This is a genomic window from Bradyrhizobium dasycarpum (genome assembly GCF_042019905.1).
Taxonomy (GTDB): domain Bacteria; phylum Pseudomonadota; class Alphaproteobacteria; order Rhizobiales; family Xanthobacteraceae; genus Bradyrhizobium; species Bradyrhizobium japonicum_B.
Window position 1 is genome coordinate 5,066,644 of record NZ_CP169574.1, and the last position, 16,754, is coordinate 5,083,397.

The following is a 16,754-nucleotide window of genomic DNA, read 5'->3' on the forward strand; positions in this document are numbered from 1 at the left end:
GCGTGCAACGCTGCTCCGCAGAGCCGGGATCCAGAAGCCGCATGGGCCCCGGCTCTGCAGCGCACCGCGGAAGACGCGCTGCGCTGCGTCCGGGGCACGAGAGCAGGGATAATGACAATGCGCTTTGCCGCCGTCGCCGACGTCCACGGGAATTACCTCGCGCTGGAGGCGGTGCTCGCCGACATCCGCGCGTTTGACATCACCGACATCGTCAATCTTGGCGACATGCTGAGCGGCCCGCTCGATGCGCGCCGCACTATAGAGATCCTGATGAATCTCGATGTCGTACATGTGCTCGGCAACCACGACCGCTATCTGCTCGACCGTCCGCCGGAGAAGATGGGCTCGTGGGATCGTCCCGCCTTTGAAGCGCTCGATGCCGCGCAGCTCGACTGGCTGCGCGCGCAGCCGATGACGCATGTGTTCCGCGACCAGGTGTTTCTCTGTCATGCGACACCCGGCAATGACGAGGTGTACTGGCTCGACATCGTGCATCCCGACGGTACGGTGGCGCTGTCCCCGCTGGACCGGATCGAGCCATTCGCGCTGGGACTCACGCAATCGCTGATCCTTTGCGCCCACACCCATCTCGCCCGTGCCGTGCGCCTGCGCGACGGCCGGCTGATCGTCAATCCCGGCAGCGTCGGCAGTCCCGGCTTTCGCGACAAGCATCCGTATCCACATGTCGTCGAAGCCGGCACGCCGCACGCGCGTTATGCGATCCTCGAGCTGGTGGACGGTGCCTGGCAGGTCACGTTCCGCCACGTCGCGTATGATCACGAGACGATGGCGGCACTGGCGCGCCGCAATGGGCAGCCGGAGCTGGCGAACGCGCTCGCGACGGGATGGATCAAGTAAACCTCTCGTGTCCCGGACAAGGCGCATCGCGCAAGCGATGAGCCGCAGAGCCGAGATCCAGGAGTGACAGAGCACATTTGCCGCGACATGGGCCCCGGCTCTGCAGCGCAACGCTGAAGAAGCGCTGCTGCGTCCGGGGCACGAGACCACGCTATTTCAACAGCTTCATCGGATCCGCCGCTTTCTGCTTCAGCTGCTCGAATGTGCATTGCCGCGGGGCCTTGTCGGGACGCCAGCGCAGGATCGAGGTGCCGTGGCGGAAGCGCTCGCCGCTGAAATGGTCGTAGCAGATTTCGATCACCAGCTTCGGCTTCAGCGGACACCATTTCGCCGAGCGCTCGGTCGACCAGCGGCTCGGCCCGCCCGGCGCATTGCCGGTGAAGCCAGGCTCGCCGATCAGCGCCTCCAGCCGGTCGGTCAGATCAGGCTTTGCCTCCGCCTTGATCGCCGAGGTGAAGCCGACATGGTGCAGCAGGCCCTTCGCGTCGTAGAGCCCGAGCAGCAGCGAGCCGACCACTTTTCGGCCCGCGATCTTGTTGCTGGCATAGCGGAAGCCGCCGACCACGCAATCGGCGCTGCGGAATTTCTTGATCTTCTGCATGCCGTCGCGATTTCCGGCCTGATAGGGTAGGTCGATGCGCTTGGCGATGACGCCGTCCGAGCCACCGCCGGATTGCGCCAGCCATTTCTTGGCCGTGGCGTAACTTGTCGTCGCCGGCGAAAGACGGAAGGGGCTGCCCTTGAGGTTGGCTTTCGCAAAGGCATCCAGCGCCGGCCGGCGCTCGTTCAGCGTCTTCTCCGACAAGCCTTTCTCCCGAGCCGTCGCAAGCAGATCGAACGCGAGGTACAGGGCTGGCGTGTCCTGCGAGAGCTTTTTCACGCGGCTTGCCGCAGGATGAATTCGCTGCAGCAGCGCGTCGAAGGAAAAGCCCTTGCCGTGCGGTACGACGAGCTCACCGTCGAGCGTGAAGCGATCCGCTTTCAGCCCCAGCGCAGCGGAAACGATCTCGGGAAAATAGCGTGCGAGGTCTTCGCCCGACTTCGAGCGCAGGTCGACATCATCGCCATTCCGCGACAGCAGGCAGCGAAAGCCATCCCATTTCGGCTCGTACTGCCACTCCTTGCCGCGCGGGATGTCGTCGACCGAGCGCGCCTCCATCGCGACAAGAGAGGTCGATCTTCGGGCGCGCTTTGCGGGAGGAGCAGGCAAGGGCGGGACTCGTCATACGCTGAACACGTCCCACCAACGCAAACGGTCGGCCTTTGGGTCCTCCCGTAGCCCGGATGGAGCGAAGCGAAATCCGGGATCGTGCCACAAGCAATACCAGTCCCGGATTGCGCTTCGCTCCATCCGGGCTACGGAAAAGCAAAACGGCCGGCATTTCGCCGGCCGTTGTCGAAAATATTCTTAGGGCAGGTGGATCAGACCGCGGAGGTGATCCACTGCTGCAGCTTCGCCTTTGGCGCCGCGCCGACCTGGCGGGATGCCATCTCGCCGCCCTTGAAGATCATCAGGGTGGGGATCGACATCACGCCGTATTTCGAGGCGGTCTTCGGGCTCTCGTCGACGTTGAGCTTGACGATCTTGACCTTGTCGCCCATCGCGCCGGCGATCTCGTCGAGGGCGGGCGCGATCATGCGGCACGGGCCGCACCATTCGGCCCAGAAATCGACGACCACGGGGCCGTTCGCCTTGAGCACTTCGGCTTCGAAATCGGCGTCGGAAACCTTGCTAACGGCCATTGGGAGTACCTCACACAGTTGAAAGAAACGGCGCGACCTGGAATCGCGCCCGGAATCATGCGGTCAACCTATGAACGGCTCCTTGCCGGGTCAAGGACGCTCACGCCGAGATGAAGGGATGCCAGCGCCGCGTCCAGCGCGGGGGCTGAAATCTCCATATATTCAAGGGTCTCGGTCCAAAGCAGGACGGCCCGGATCGGGATCTGGGGATAAAGCCGCGAGAGCACCGCCCGGTACAGCGCCAGCTGCCGGACATAGGCCGCGGGCGCCTCGCTGGCGCTGCTGGGCGCGGCCTGGTTGGTCTTGAAATCGACGATCAAGACCTCATCCGGGCGAACGACCAGCCGGTCGATCTGCCCCGACACCAGGGCCGGAGCGCGGCCCGGCCGTTCCAGCCTGCCGGCGATGGCGACTTCGGCCCGGCTGCCGGCGGCAAAGACCGGCGCAAAGCGCGGTTCGGTGATCAAACCGAGCACCTTGTCGGCCAGGGCGGCACGGTCGGCCTCGGTCCAGTCCGCAGCATTGCGCGCCATGAAGCCGAGTGCCGCCTCGCGCCGGCGCTCGGTGGCGATATCGGGCAGGGATTGCAGGAGACGGTGCACCAGCGTGCCGCGTTGCAGCGCCAGCGCACGGGACTGCACCGATTCGCCAGAGCGTACGCTGCGGCCCTCCTCGGCCGGCTGACCGGACGGGCGGACCAGATCATCGTCGACGGTCTCGCGCGGTGCCGGCGTTCGCAGCCAGTCGGGCAGCGCGATCGTCTGCTGCACGGACGCCGCCGGCATGCCCAAGGCCGCGACATCCTCCGGGCGGGCGAAACGGGTGACCTTGCCGAGCGGCGTCTCGATCACCTGCTTGTCCAGGCCCGCGCCGGCGAGCCCGGTGTCGACCAGGTCATACCAGCTCAGCTTGCGGACCGTCTTCATGTTGCCCGGCATGCAGCCGCCGACGATCAGGCGGTCGGCCGCGCGCGTCATCGCGACATAGAGCAGGCGGCGATATTCGTCCTCGGTCTCCTCGATCATCGCCTTGCGCGCCTCGGCGACCGGCTTGGGATCATCAGCCTTGCGTCCGGCCCAGACCACCACCTCGCCGCCATTGCCGCGCGGCACCTGAATCAAGCGCAGACGCTGGGAGTCCGCGGGCGACGACGTGGTGTCCACCATGAACACGACGGAGGCTTCGAGGCCCTTGGCGCCGTGCACCGTCATCACCCGCACCTCGTCGCGCGAGATCTCCATGTCGCGCTTCACTTCAGTGTCAGCCGAGCGCAGCCAGGCCATGAAGCCCTGCAGCGAGGCCGGCGCCTTGCGCTCGTAATTCAGGGCCAGCTCCAGGAATTCGTCGAGCGCGTCGTTGGCCTCGTGACCGAGCCGGCGCAGGATGCGGGCCCGGCCGCCGTCGCCCCCGAGCAGCCAGGCGTAGAACGCGAACGGCGTCTCCTCGCGCGCACGCATCTCGCAGGCCTCGAGGCGGCGCAACACGGTCGCGAACTTCTCGCTTCCAGCCGCCTGCTCGCCGAGCGCGCCGCGCAGCGATCCCTTGCGGCCATGAGCCAACTGGAACAGGTCGTCGTCGTCGAGCCCGAACAGCGGGCTCTTCAGGGCCACCGCCAGCGCGAGATCGTCCTGCGGCAGCAGCAGCGCATCGGCCAGGTTCATCAGGTCGATGATGCCAATATGTTCGGTGAGCTTGAGTCGGTCGGCGCCGGCGACGGGGACGCCGGCGTGCTTCAGCGCCTGGATCACGGCGTCGAACGCGTTGCCGCGCCGGCGCACCAGGATCAGCATGTCGCCGTAACGCAGGGGCCGGCGCTCGCCTTCGTGTCCCGTCAGCGTGCCGCTTTCGACCAGCCGCTTGATCTCGGCCTGGATGCGGCGCGCGAGCTTGACCTCGGGGCTGGTGACCGCGACGCCGTCGAACGGGGCGCGCCAGCCCTCGATGTCCTGCCGGTCGTCGGCTTCGGCAAGATCCCACAGCTCGACGACGCTCGGGCCCGCATCGCTGAGCGAATTGTGCAGGGGATGGCCGATGTCGATCGAATGTATGCTCTTGTAGATCGTGGGCTCGCGGAAGACATGGTCGACCGAGTGAAGGATCGTGGCACCCGAACGGAACGAATAGGTGAAGGCGACCGGGTCGAATTTCAGCCCGGCGGCTTTGAACCTGCGGTCCAGCTCTCGTTTGCGTTTGTCGAACTCGTGCGGGTCAGCGCCCTGGAACGAGAAGATGGATTGCTTTTCGTCTCCGACCGCAAACACCGTGCGATTCAGCCCCTCGCGCGCGCCTTCGCCGGCGGTGAATTCCGAGATGATGTGGGCGACGATGTCCCATTGCCGCGGGCTGGTGTCCTGGGCTTCATCGATCAGGACGTGGTCGACGCCGCGGTCGAGCTTGTAGTGCACCCAGCCCGAAGCGACGCGGTCGAGCATCGCCAGCGTCTTGTCGATGAGATCGTCATAGTCGAGCAGGCCGCGCTCCTGCTTCTCGCGGCGGTAATTCGCGGCAGCGGCGGTTGCGATATGCAGCAGGGCCGCAGTGCGGTCGCGCATGGTCACCGCGCGGCGCTTCTCGACCAATCCGCCGACGCGCTGCGCCTCGTTCTCGAACAGGCGGGCGACGGCCGGATTGTGATCGCAAAACTTCTTGGTCAGCACCGCCTTGCGCGGCAGCTTGTCATCCGTGAGGAAGACGCAGAGATAGGCATCGACCTGCGCGCTGCCGGAAAACACCTTGGCCTCGCGCAGCCGGCCGGCCTGGTCGTTGTCGGACTTGCTGCCGTCCTCCAGCGCAAGCGCGATGTCGTCCCAGCGCGAGCGCGGGAGGTAAGGCCCATCGAGAATCTCAGTCTCGACGTCCTCGATGCGGTCGCTTGCATCGACGCCCAACACAATCGCCATCTGCGCCGCGGCGGCTTCCGCGTTGCCGGCCTCGTCGGTCCAGGCCATGAAATGATCGCGGCTGAGACAGGCCTCGCGCACGACTTCCTTGAAGGTGACGTCCGCGGCGCTCGCCATCGCGGTCAGCAAGGCGCGGCCGGTGACGCTGTCCGGATCGCGCGCGGCCTCCAGCAAGACCCCCAGATTGGCGCGCTCCATCATGTCATTCTGGTCGCGCTCGTCGATCACGGCGAAGCGCGCCGGAACGTTGGCCTCGAACGGAAATTGCTGCAGCAGGCGCGTGCACAGCGCGTGGATGGTCTGCACCTTCAAGCCGCCCGGCGTCTCCAGCGCGCAGGCGAACAGTTTTCGCGCGTCGCGGCGCAGCTTTGCATTGGGATGCGGGATGCCGACGGCGCGGATCGCAGCGTCGAGCGCGATGTCATCCAGCGTCACCCAATGCCCGAGCGTGGTGAACACGCGCTCGGCCATGTTGGCGGCGGCGGCCTTGGTGAAGGTGATGCAGAGGATCTTTTCCGGCGGCACGCCGGACAGCAAAAGGCGGATCACGCGCTGCACCAGCACGTGCGTCTTGCCGGAGCCGGCATTGGCCGACACGAAAGCCGAGGCGGTCGGGTCCGAGGCGCGCGCCTGCCGCGCGCGCACTTCATCCGGGATGGGGCGGGGCGCCTTCACCATTCCTCGATCCCCAATCCGCCGGCCGCGGACCATTCCTTGATCCGGGCGAGGTCGTCATAGGCGCCGTAGCGGTTGGTCCACATCGGCAGGTTCAGCGAGGTGTAGGGCTGGTTCTCGTCCTCGAACGCACGGATCAGCGCCTCCAGCTTCGCCCTTGCCTCGGCGGCGGCCGTGTCCGGCGGCTGCGGCTCGTCGCCCTGCTTGTACTTGAGCCTCGAGAATGCGCTCCTCGCCCGGCGGGTTGTTGCCGCTGAGGCGGACATAGACGAGCTGGCTCACCGACGAACCCGCGTCGATCTCGGGAAAGCCGCCTTCGCGCAGGATCGCCGCCTCCAGCGTCAGCTGCGGCGACAGGCCCATGCGCACCTGCTTGCCGGTCGGCGGCTGTCCGGTCTTGTAGTCGAGAATGGCGTAGCCGCCGCCCTGGCGCCGCTCGATGCGATCGGCGCGCGCGGACAGATAGAACGTGCGGGCATTGTCGAGCCGGATCGAGATCTCGCCGCGGGTCTCGGCCATGATCGCCTCGATCGCATCCCGCCGCGCCGTCTCCCATTCGCCGAACCAGCGTGCGATGCGCTGGAACCGCGGCCACCACAGCGCCCGGGCCTCGGGGCGCTCCATCAACGGTGCGAAATGCTTCTCGCCGATCGCGCGCAGCACGCGGGCGGGATCGTCGGGCAGGCGCGTCGCGTAGATTTCCGTGAACTCGCCGATGGCCTCGTGGATCGCCGAGCCGCGGTCGGCTGCCGACAGCGGCATGTCGACCGGATCGAGCGCATCCAGTCGCAGAATGTGCTTTGCGTAGATCGTGTAGGGATCGCGCAACCAGTCCTCGATCGCGGTGACCGACATCTTGAGCGGCCGCGTCGCGCGCGGCGGTCGGGGCTCGGGCTGCTTGATCGGCTCGACCTTGTCGGGTTGGTCCAGCGCGCCCGCGAACTGCACGTATTTTTCACCGGCCTGGATCGCCGCCGTCCAGAGATCGTCTCCCGCGACCGCCTCCAGCCGGTGCAGGAAACGCGAAGCTACCGCCGGCGCGCCGCCGGCCTTGGCGGAATGGGTGAGGATCACCTCGTCACCGCCGAGCAGTTGCGCGAAGTCGTGCGCGGAGAGGCCGATGCGGCGCTCCGGCAGGTCGAGCCCGAGCTCATGCCGCATCGGCCGGCTCAGCCAGGGATCGATGCGCGGCGACGGTGGCCAGACGCCTTCGATCAGACCGCCGACGATGATGCGGTCGGCCTGCATCAGGCGCGATTCCAGCGGGCCGTAGATCTGCAGCCGTGCGCCCGGTCTGTCCGGCCGCCGCACCGCGCGGTCGCTGAACGCGGTCTGGAAGACGTCCGGATAGTCCGGCAGCGGCACCATCAATCCGCTGGTCGTGCCGCCGCGCAGAAGATCGTCGAAGGCGCTGGCGAGCGCGAGGCCCTCGCGGTCCTCGAAGGCAAGCGGGATGCCCTGCTCGTCGCGCGCCAGCTCGATCATGATCTCGCGATGCCGGTGCGCGAGCTCGGCAAAGTCGTATGGCTTCGATGACGCCATGCTCTCGATCGGCGCCAGCGCTTTTTGCAGGGCATCGATCAGGCCCTGGATGCGGTCGAGATCCTCGGCCTTGAGACGTGCCCGCGGCTCAGCGCGGTGCAGCGCGGAGGCCTCGCTGCGCCACAATTTTGCGAGTTCCTCGCGAAAGCGGTTGAATTCGCGCAGGAGGCCGGCCGTGCCGGCAGGCGGCCGCGTGCCGCGCAAGACCGCCAGCTCGAGCCCTTCGATCGCCGCCTTCCACGCGCCGGGCGCGCGGCCGAGCCGGCAGAGCGGATGCTTCAGCAGCGCCAGCAGCGTTGGCGGCTCCAATCCCTTCGTCGCCGCCTCTGCCGCAAGGCGTGCGAAGATTCCGGCGGAGGTTTCCATCAGGACGTCGCCACCGGAATCGTCGACACTGAGGCCCCATCGGGTGAGCGCGGCCATCACCCGTCGCGCCAGCGCGCGGTCAGGCGTCACCAGTGCCGCCGTCTTGTCGAGATGCCGCGCTTCGCGCATGGCAATTGCGATGGCGAGGGCTTCCATTTCGGGATTAGGGGCTTCCACGACCGCGAGCCTCGTCATGCCGCCGGCGATCTTTGCGGCGACATCCGGCTGTTTCAGCCGATCGTGCCAGACTTCCGTCTTGGCCGAGGGGCGCATCGATTCGGAGGCGAGCAGGTCGCGGCCGCCTTCGGCCGGCGGCTGAAGGATCTCGACGTCGCTGCGCTTGATGCCGAAGCGCTGCAACAGCGCATTCATGGCATATTGCGGATGGTTCGAGGCCGGGTGCTCCGCGAATTTGCCAAGCGCATCGCGCACGCCGCCGATGCTGCGCCAGGCGTCGTCGTCGAGATCGGTGTCGAGGCCGGGCAGCACCACGGCGCCATGGGCTAGCTGCGCGACGGCGTGCAGGAATTTCGCGGTGGCCGGCATCGAGCCGGTCGAGCCCGCGGCGATCACCGGCCCGTTCGGATGCACGGTCAGTCGTCTGGCTTCCGCCGCGATCAGCAGATCGCGCCGCGCCGCCGGCTCGATCCGGTTGATTTCGGCGAGATGACCAGGCCAGGCGATGCGCGCGATGCGCAGGAACTCGAGCGAGTGCTGCCAGTAGCGGTCGAGATTGTCAGGCACGAGGCCGTCGAGCGCGTTCCAGTCAACGCCGCGCGTGACCATATCGTCGATCAGGCGCGCGAGGTCGCCGGCGAGCGCCAGCGTCGAGGCGGGCCCGCCCACCACCAGCGGCGCCAGCACCGGACCCTTGGCCCAGGCCGCGACGAGCTGCGCCAATGTCAGTCGCCGTTCGAGCTCGCCGAGCCGCGGCGGAATGTCGAGCGGCGTCGTGCCGGAAAACTGCTCGCCTTCACCGGCGAACGCGAGCTCGTCCTCGTCGATGTCGCCGAGCGCGACGATGCGCGGCAGCACCACTGCGTCGGCCTTCATCTCGTCGAGGAAGATCTCGCGGACGACGCGCATGGCGCGCCGCGTCGGCAGATACAGCGTGGCATCGGCGAGCCGCGCCGGTTCCTTGCGCGCCTCGAAGCCCTCGACCAGCCGGCCGTCGAGCAGGGCCGTGACGACCGTGCGCAGGAACGGAACTGAGAGGGGAACGCTGAAAACGCGCATGAGCTGCCTGATTCGGAAGATCAGGCAATATAGGGAGGCGGAATCGAATGGTCATGGGGCGACAGGAAATCGTCCCCGCTGTTCGCCGAAGTTCGTAGCCCGGATGGAGCGCAGCGCAATCCGGGATGGACTCGCCGCGGCGAGAGGCCCCGGATTACGCTGCGCTCCATCCGGGCTACGGCACTTGTGTAGGGTGGGCAAAGCGAAGCGTGCCCACGCGTTGTTGTGATCGAGAGAGATGGTGGGCACGGCGCAAGGGCGGCTTTGCCCACCCTGTACCCTTCTGGCGTTCGGAGGCCAGTCGGTTTGGTGTAGGCTGGTCGGCCGGGCCGATCCGCCGGGAGCCGCCTTGCCCACCTGTGCCTTTGAGCACCGACGTAGGACCCGCGCCCCGGCGGAGCGGCTGCGATCGAGATCCACTAGGAGGTTTGCGCCGCGAGCGCCGGTACAGGGATTGATCAGGATCGCAGTTGGCCCGCCTTTTGGAAGCGAAGGAGGTCCATCAATGGTCGAGAATGTGCACTGGTTTGTCGGGATCGACTGGGCGAGGCAAAGCCATCGTGTTTGCTTGCTCGATGCTGAAGGAAGACGGCTGGGCGAGCGAGAGTTCGTCCATGGCGGAGCCGGTCTGGTGGAGCTGCGCGACTGGCTGCTCGAGAAGACGAAGGCTGCACCGGCGCAGATCGCGGTGGCGATAGAGATGCCACATGGTCCTGTGGTGGAGATGCTGCTCGAGCATGGGTTCCTGGTCTTTGCCATCAATCCTAAGCAGCTTGATCGCTTCCGTGATCGCTTCACGGTCGCAGGTGCCAAGGATGACAGTCGTGATGCTCTTGTCCTGGGCGGTTCCTTGCGTACCGATCGCAAGGCCTTCCGGCAGCTTGCCATCGACGATCCGGCGGTGATCAAGTTGCGCGAATGGTCGCGCTTGCTGGATGAACTGCAGCAGGAACGGACGCGTCTGTCTAACCGTCTGCGTCATCAGTTGTGGCGTTATTACCCGCAAGCGGCCGAGCTGGCCGATGATGTCGCAGACGACTGGTTCCTGAGCTTGTGGCAGAAGGTGCCGACACCTGCTGCGGCCGCCAAGGCCTCGGAGAAGACGATTGCGCGCATCCTCAAGGAGCACCGTATCCGCCGTCTCGACGCCGCCACCGTGCTGCAGACCCTGCGCAAGACGGCCTTGTTCGTCGCCCCAGGTACCACGGAGGCCGCCTGCGTCCATATCCGCAGCCTTGTCGCGCGCATGCGCCTGGTCAATCGGCAGATCAAGGAGGCCGGCGCTGCCCTGGACGGCCTTTGCGATAGTCTGGCGGCACAGGACGAGGAGAACTCGTCGGGGCAGAGCGATGAGCAGCGTGACGTGGCAATCCTTCGCTCCTGGCCGGGAATCGGCAGGATTGTTCTCGCCACGCTGCTCACCGAGGCAGCGCAACCGCTGCGCGCCCGAGATTACCACGCCTTGCGGGCTCTGGCAGGGGCCGCCCCGGTCACACGGCAAAGCGGCAAGCAACGCTTCGTGATCCGGCGCTTTGCCTGCAACAGGCGGCTGCAGACCGCTGTCCATCACTGGTCACGCGTTGCCGTGCAGCACGACCCGGCCGCTCGGCAACGCTATGACGCCTTGCGGCAGCGCGGCCACGGCCGTGCACGCGCCTTGCGAGGCGTCGGCGATCGCCTACTCTCGGCCTTGTGCGCAGCCCTCAGGAACCGAGCGCTGTACGACGCCAATCACGGGAGTGCTCAGGCCGGCACCAGTCAGTAAGCCTCATTCCTTTGTTCGGCCGCCTGTGACCATTCCTTCGTCCCGACTTGTCGAGCCCCACAGCGCGGCGCGATGTCGCTGTCCAGGATGCCATCGGCACCGGCGGAGCCGGCGCGAAGCGTCCTGGACAGCGGTGAGCACCGCGCTACCCTGATTGCACCAAGGCACAAAAGCTCTTGACCAAGGCTAGGAGGTCCTACGGCACCATGTCGGCGCAGCCCCTACGCCACGCTCTCCAGAAACGCCTCTTCCGCGGCATGCACGGCATCGGGCGTGCCGACATGCATCCAGACGCCGTCGAGGCGCAGGCCGAACAGCCGCTCCTGCTCGTTGGCGCGGTCGAACATCCTGGTCAGCGAGAACTCGCCCTTCGGCGCGCCCTCGAAGATCGATGGCGACATGATCGCCGCGCCCGCATAGACGAACGGAACGACCTCTTTTTCCTTGCGCTTGCGCAGGGCGCCGTCGGGCAGCATGCCGTAATCGCCGCGGCCGCTATAGCCGATGCTGGTCGCGGTCGGCGCCATCAGCAGCAGGATGTCCATGCGCGCGGGGTCGAAATTTTCAGCAAGCCGCGTCAGGTTCGAGCGCACGCCATCGATCCAGAGCGTGTCGGAATTGACGTGAAAGAACGGGGCGTCGCCCAGCAACGGCAGCGCCTTGACCACGCCGCCGCCGGTGCCGAGCACCTGGTCGCGCTCGTCCGAGATGGTCACGCGCGGATGCTGGCGCGATGCGACGTGATCGATGATCTGGTCCGGCAGGTAATGCACGTTGACCACGGCCTCGGTCACGCCGGCCTGGCCGAGCTTGTCGAGCACGTGGTCGAGCAGCGGCTGGCCGGCCACCGGCACCATCGGCTTCGGCATCTTGTCCGTCAACGGACGCATGCGCAGGCCGAATCCCGCGGCGAGCACCATGGCTTTGGTCGGTTTGACGGACATCCTTCGCCTTCTCAGACCTTTCGTGTTCGCAGCAATCCTAACACGAGGTTCGAACAGCCGCACCGCATCTCGACCGCCTTAGCCACCGGCCGTGACGGTTGTACGACGGGTGTTGCCGTCATGCCCCGACGGCTGTGGAACGGACCTTTTTCTTCTTCTCACCCACCTTGAGGAAATTGACGCCGATCTGGTCGCCATTGAGCCAGGCAAGCTCGCAGCGCCGGTAGGCCAGGCCGGTCGACGACAGCAGCAAAAAGAACTCTTTCAGATGCAGGCCCTCGACCGAGCCGTCGATGGTCAGCTTCGCGCCGCTGTCGGAGACGTCCTCCATGGTGCAATCGCGCCGCCAGGTCCCGTCGATCCCCATCATCTGGGCCGGAATCCCGCGCTCGAAAATAACCCGGCTGTTGCCGCGCTGATCCGCTTTCGCCGCCATCTGCCTTGCTCCAGCCCGTAGTTTCCGGGCTCCCTCGGCGCCAGAATAGCGACATCTTGGCTAACGGCCGGTAAATCGGGCCACGAATTAGACGTGTGACGGACTTTGGGGCGGCGGGACGTTGGCGAGATACCAGTCGCGCAAGGTTCCGAGCGCGGGGTGCGCCAGCGAGCGCTGGAGATAGGTCCAGATCCGCGGTAGGTGACGCAGATAATGCGGCTTGCCGTCGCGGCGGTTGAGCCGGGCGAAGGTGCCGAGCAGCCGCGTGTTGCGCTGCGCCGACATGATGGCGTAGAGCTCGGCGAAGCCGGCCGCATCAAAACCGGCATCGGCTGCACGGCGCGCCTTGATGTAGCGCGACAGCAGCGTCAGCTCGAGGTTTTCGGGGACGTCGATGCGGGCGTCCTGGAGCAGCGACACCACGTCGTAGGATTGCGGCCCGAGCACGGCATCCTGGAAATCGATCACGCCGACGCGCTCGATGCCGGTGCGATTCCCGAGCCAGATCAGATTGGGCGAATGATAGTCGCGGATGATCCAGGTCCGCGGTGCCGCCAGTGGCTTCTTCAAGAGCTCGCGCCACATCGCGAAGAACTCCGCACGCGCGGCTTCGCTCAGCGCTGCGTTGCGGTCGGGCAGATACCATTCCGGCATCAACCCGATCTCGATCAGCATCGCCTCGATGTCGAAGACGGGAATGGCATAGGTCTGCCCGTCGAGCGGCAGCGTTTCCGGCAGCGTCTTGCCGTGCAGCGCCGCCAGCACGTCGGTCGCGGCCTCGTAACGCTCGACGATCGGGCGCGGCGGATCGCCTTCGATCACGCCTTCGCTGCGGAAATCCTCCGAGATCAGGAAGCCATGATCGAGGTCGAAATGGTGGATCGCGGGCGCCGAGAGTCCCTGCGCACGCAGGCCTTCGTCGACGGCGACGAAGGGCGTGACATTCTCGGCGAGATGCACGGCGGCGCTGTAGGATTTTCCGTTGTAGAGCGCAGCGCCATCGGGACGCTGCGGGAAGTTCATGAGGATGACGCTCTCGTGGTCGCGCAGCAGCCGCGCGTAGGAGCGGGTCGAGGCATCGCCGGCCATGCGCCTGCGCGTCGCATCCATGTAGCCGGACGTGTCGAGGAATTCGCGCAACGCCTTGAGCCGCGCGACGACGGCCGCACCCTTGCCGTAGCCGGTGATGTCGGCGGCGCGTGCGTTCGACCCCAGCGCCGGCCGATGCGTCAGCGCGATGTCGATGCGGTCATGCGGCATCGCCGACGGCGCGCGCTCCGGCCATTCGATCAGGACCAGCGTGGCATCGGGCAGCGGCGACAGCCCGATCTCCTCGAGCTCGCTCTCGTCCTCGACCCGATAGAGATCGGCATGCAGCACCGGGAAGGGCGGCAGCTCGTAGCCCTGCACCAGGGTGAAGGTCGGGCTCGGCACCTCCAGCTCCTCGTCGCCGGCGAGGTAGCGGATCAGGCTGCGCGCCGCGGCAGTCTTGCCGGCGCCGAGATCGCCGGTGAGCGTGATGACGTCGCCGGGGCCGACCAGCAGCGCGAGGTCGGCCATCAATTGCGCGGTGGCCGTCTCGTTGTGGAGCGCGACAGAGAATGTGGTGGGTTCTGTCATTCGGCGGCGTCGCGGTGCGCCGCCTGGTCGGTCGGGAAATCGCAGATCACGACCGTGCCGCGGCCGACGATCGAATCCACCCGCACCTTGCCGCCATGCAGCTCGACGAAGGAGCGCACCAGCGACAGGCCAAGCCCGGCGCCGCGATGACGCGAGCCCTGCGAGCGGCTTTCGAACCAGTTGAACACCTTGTCCTTCATGTCGGCAGGTATTCCAGGGCCGGAATCTGTCACGGTGAAGACCACGCTGCGCTCGGTGCGCCGCGCGCTGATGCCGACGGTGGAATCCTGTGGAGAAAACCCGACGGCGTTGGCGAGGAGGTTATAGAGCACCTGCACCACGCGCTTCTCGTCGCCGACGAAGCTGCCGACATCGGGCGCGATCTCGACCTTGAGGCGGATGCGGTCGGTGGCAAGCCGGTCCTGGATGCCCTCGGCAGCGAGCTCGATGGCCTTGCTGACGTCGACTTGCCCGAGTTCCAGCTTCATCGCACCGGCGTCGATGGTGGCGAGATCGAGGATGTTGTTGGTGAGCGCGAGCAGCGCATTGGTCGATTTGGTGACGTAGTCGAGATATTCGGCCTGCTTCGGCGTCAGCGGCCCGGTCGAGGGATCGCTGAGGAAATGCGCGAAGCCGATGATGGTGGTGAGCGGCGCGCGCAGCTCGTAGGAGACGTGGTGGACGAAATCCACCTTCATCTGGTCGGCGGCCTCCAGCGCCTCGTTGCGCTCGCGCAGCGCGCGCTCGACGTTCTCGGTGTCGGTGATGTCCTGGAACGTCAGCATGGTGGCGCCGTCGGGCAGCGGCCGGATCATGCCGTCGAGCACGCTGCCGTCCTTGCGCTCCAGCTTGAGCGGGACGTCGGCGCGGTTCTCGATCGAGGTGATGGCCTCGCGAATCTGGCGCCAGACCGCGGAGTCGTCGAACAGCTGATGGCACCAGCCTTCCACAGTCTGGATGTGCGGCTCGTCGCGCATGGCATCGCTCGACAGCTTCCACATCCGGACGAAGGCCGGGTTGAACAGCTGCGCCTTGCCGTTGCTTCCGAACACCGCGACGCCCTCGGCGAGGCTGTCCAGCGTCTCGCGCTGGACGCGGATCAGGCCGTCGAAGCGGCGGGCGAGGTCGAGGCTCTCGGTGACGTCGTCGAACAGATAGGTGACGCCGCCTTCCGGGTTCGGCGTGGTGACGACCGAGAGCGCGCGGCCGTCGGGGAGATACCAGGTCTCCTTCGCGGTCTCGACCGCGCGATAGGCTTCGTGCAGCTTGGCCTTCCAGGCCCGGAAGTCCGGCTGCTCCGGCAGCTTGCGCGCGGCGCGGAGCTGGTCGAGCACGCTGGAATCGTCCGGATGGGCGTCGAGGAAGCTGCGGTCGAGGTCCCACAGCCGCCGATAGGAATCGTTGTAGAAGGCAAGGCGACGCTGGCCGTCGAACACGGCAACGCCGGACGAGAGCTGGTCGAGCGTGCGGCGATGCGCCTCCGCCATCCGCACCAGCGCCGCGCTGAGCCCGTCCGCCTCGCTGGCATCGATGGCAACGCCGACGCTGCCGCTGCCGACATTGACGGCGCGCACGTCGTAAATGCGGCGCTCGCCGCCGATCACGATCGGCAGCCGCGCGTTGAAATTGGCCGCCTCCTTCAGGCCCCGCTCCATCGCGCTGCGGTCGGCGCTGTCGAGCAGCTCGAGCTTGCGCTCCTGCGCGTCGGCGACGCTGTTCGCCTCGGTCGCACGGACATAGGCCGGGTTGGCGTAGGTCAGCGCTCCGTTCTCGCCCTTGGCCCAGATCGGCCAGGGTGCGGCGGCAGCAAAGCCGCGCAGCATCTCGGTCTCGTCGGAGAGCGCATTGTAGCGCAGATGGGTCTCGGCCAGCTCGCGCCGCAGCCCCGAGAGCTCGCGAATCCGGACGATGGCCTGGCCGCCGATGGCGCGGCCGATCGCTTCCAGCGTATGGCCGTGCGCAGTGCTCAGCGTCAGCTGGAACCCGTCGCCGCGGTCCCGCAGGGCATCGACCGCATGGTCCATCTGCAGCGCGGGTTCCGGCGGCAGCCAGGTTCCGAATGCGAGCACGCGTTGCGGCGAGGAATCGCGCGGCAGCACCATGGAGATGTCGCCGGAGATCTGGGCGCGATTGTCGCCGGCCGGCCAGGAGATCAGAATCTGCGGCTCGGCGAACAGCAGCGCGCCGAAGCGGTCGGCCTGGAGCTGGAGTTCACCGATTCGGGCCCGCAGCCGCGCCTCGTTCTTCGCCGTGCGCACCCGCGTGCGCATCAACAGGATCGCGGCCATCACCGAGAAGCCGAGCAGGGCCAGCGCGGTGGCGAGCACCGCGAGTTCCTGCCGGTTGAAATCCAGTATGATGGAGAGGGTTTCGATGAGGTCGGCGGCCTCGGCCGGCGCAGCCGGCAGCAGCGCTGCGAGAGCGCCTCCCAACAAGCCGTTGCGCGCAAGCGATGTGCACGACAGCAGCGTCCGACGCATCGACCCGATCACGCCTGACATAGTTGCCCCAAGACCGCGGAGTTCAAGACCGCACGAATTTGCGCGCGGCGACCCCCGTCGCGCGCGAATCAAAAGACAATACTCTCACCGTGACTCCGCCGGTAAGAGTCCAGATCGTGAACGTAAAAGCGGTCCCTAAAAAATGCCGGCTGTGCTGTTCCAGCGCAC

General features: G+C 66.7%; 9 protein-coding genes and 1 pseudogene. 2 read left to right on the top strand and 8 right to left on the bottom strand.

The genetic code is table 11. The annotated features are described in order from the left end of the window. Positions 1 to 117: 117 nt before the first annotated feature. Complete coding sequence (locus ACETMP_RS24300; RefSeq protein WP_375158151.1) at positions 118 to 858, top strand: metallophosphoesterase family protein; 741 nt, start codon at positions 118 to 120, stop codon at positions 856 to 858. 151 nt (positions 859 to 1,009) lie between these two features. Here ACETMP_RS24300 and ACETMP_RS24305 read toward each other — a convergent pair whose 3' ends face one another. From ACETMP_RS24305 to addB, 4 genes and pseudogenes are all read right to left on the bottom strand, one after another. Then, a complete protein-coding gene (locus ACETMP_RS24305) occupies positions 1,010 to 2,017 on the bottom strand; it encodes an ATP-dependent DNA ligase (protein ID WP_375161981.1) in 1,008 nt (335 codons plus the stop codon). Positions 2,018 to 2,280: 263 nt separating this feature from the next. Next, positions 2,281 to 2,601, bottom strand: a complete 321-nt coding sequence (gene trxA, locus ACETMP_RS24310) for a thioredoxin (RefSeq protein WP_008540017.1) — start codon at positions 2,599 to 2,601, stop codon at positions 2,281 to 2,283. A 68-nt stretch (positions 2,602 to 2,669) separates the two neighbouring features. After that, positions 2,670 to 6,179 carry a double-strand break repair helicase AddA gene (gene addA / locus ACETMP_RS24315; protein ID WP_375158152.1) on the bottom strand — a complete coding sequence of 1,170 codons (3,510 nt, stop codon included), beginning with the start codon at positions 6,177 to 6,179 and terminating at the stop codon, positions 2,670 to 2,672. Then, positions 6,173 to 9,320: pseudogene (addB, locus tag ACETMP_RS24320) on the bottom strand (double-strand break repair protein AddB). Before addB ends, addA begins: the two are co-directional and overlap by 7 nt. A gap of 505 nt (positions 9,321 to 9,825) precedes the next feature. Here addB and ACETMP_RS24325 point away from each other — a divergent pair. Then, a complete protein-coding gene (locus tag ACETMP_RS24325) occupies positions 9,826 to 11,085 on the top strand; it encodes an IS110 family transposase (protein WP_375157113.1) in 1,260 nt (419 codons plus the stop codon). 221 nt (positions 11,086 to 11,306) lie between these two features. Here the strand turns inward: ACETMP_RS24325 and ACETMP_RS24330 are convergent, their stop codons facing one another. From ACETMP_RS24330 to ACETMP_RS24345, 4 genes are all read right to left on the bottom strand, one after another. Continuing rightward, complete coding sequence (locus ACETMP_RS24330) at positions 11,307 to 12,029, bottom strand: nucleotidyltransferase family protein (RefSeq protein WP_375158153.1); 723 nt, start codon at positions 12,027 to 12,029, stop codon at positions 11,307 to 11,309. Between the two features lie 118 nt (positions 12,030 to 12,147). Beyond that, the gene (locus ACETMP_RS24335) at positions 12,148 to 12,465 is read right to left on the bottom strand and encodes a PilZ domain-containing protein (protein ID WP_375158154.1); all 318 of its coding nucleotides are present in this window, start codon (positions 12,463 to 12,465) and stop codon (positions 12,148 to 12,150) included. Positions 12,466 to 12,552: 87 nt separating this feature from the next. After that, positions 12,553 to 14,085, bottom strand: coding sequence for a tRNA (adenosine(37)-N6)-threonylcarbamoyltransferase complex ATPase subunit type 1 TsaE (gene tsaE, locus ACETMP_RS24340; RefSeq protein WP_375158155.1), 1,533 nt, complete (start codon positions 14,083 to 14,085; stop codon positions 12,553 to 12,555). Continuing rightward, complete coding sequence (locus tag ACETMP_RS24345) at positions 14,082 to 16,586, bottom strand: PAS-domain containing protein (protein WP_375158156.1); 2,505 nt, start codon at positions 16,584 to 16,586, stop codon at positions 14,082 to 14,084. Before ACETMP_RS24345 ends, tsaE begins: the two co-directional genes overlap by 4 nt. Between the last annotated feature and the right edge of the window lie 168 nt (positions 16,587 to 16,754).

Coding starts and splice junctions, on each gene's coding strand:
- trxA (WP_008540017.1), bottom strand. CDS start 2,601: ATGGCCGTTAGCAAGGTTTCCGACGCCGATTTCGAAGCCGAAGTGCTC.
- ACETMP_RS24300 (WP_375158151.1), top strand. CDS start 118: ATGCGCTTTGCCGCCGTCGCCGACGTCCACGGGAATTACCTCGCGCTG.
- ACETMP_RS24305 (WP_375161981.1), bottom strand. CDS start 2,017: ATGGAGGCGCGCTCGGTCGACGACATCCCGCGCGGCAAGGAGTGGCAG.
- ACETMP_RS24330 (WP_375158153.1), bottom strand. CDS start 12,029: ATGTCCGTCAAACCGACCAAAGCCATGGTGCTCGCCGCGGGATTCGGC.
- ACETMP_RS24325 (WP_375157113.1), top strand. CDS start 9,826: ATGGTCGAGAATGTGCACTGGTTTGTCGGGATCGACTGGGCGAGGCAA.
- ACETMP_RS24345 (WP_375158156.1), bottom strand. CDS start 16,586: ATGTCAGGCGTGATCGGGTCGATGCGTCGGACGCTGCTGTCGTGCACA.
- tsaE (WP_375158155.1), bottom strand. CDS start 14,085: ATGACAGAACCCACCACATTCTCTGTCGCGCTCCACAACGAGACGGCC.
- ACETMP_RS24335 (WP_375158154.1), bottom strand. CDS start 12,465: ATGGCGGCGAAAGCGGATCAGCGCGGCAACAGCCGGGTTATTTTCGAG.
- addA (WP_375158152.1), bottom strand. CDS start 6,179: ATGGTGAAGGCGCCCCGCCCCATCCCGGATGAAGTGCGCGCGCGGCAG.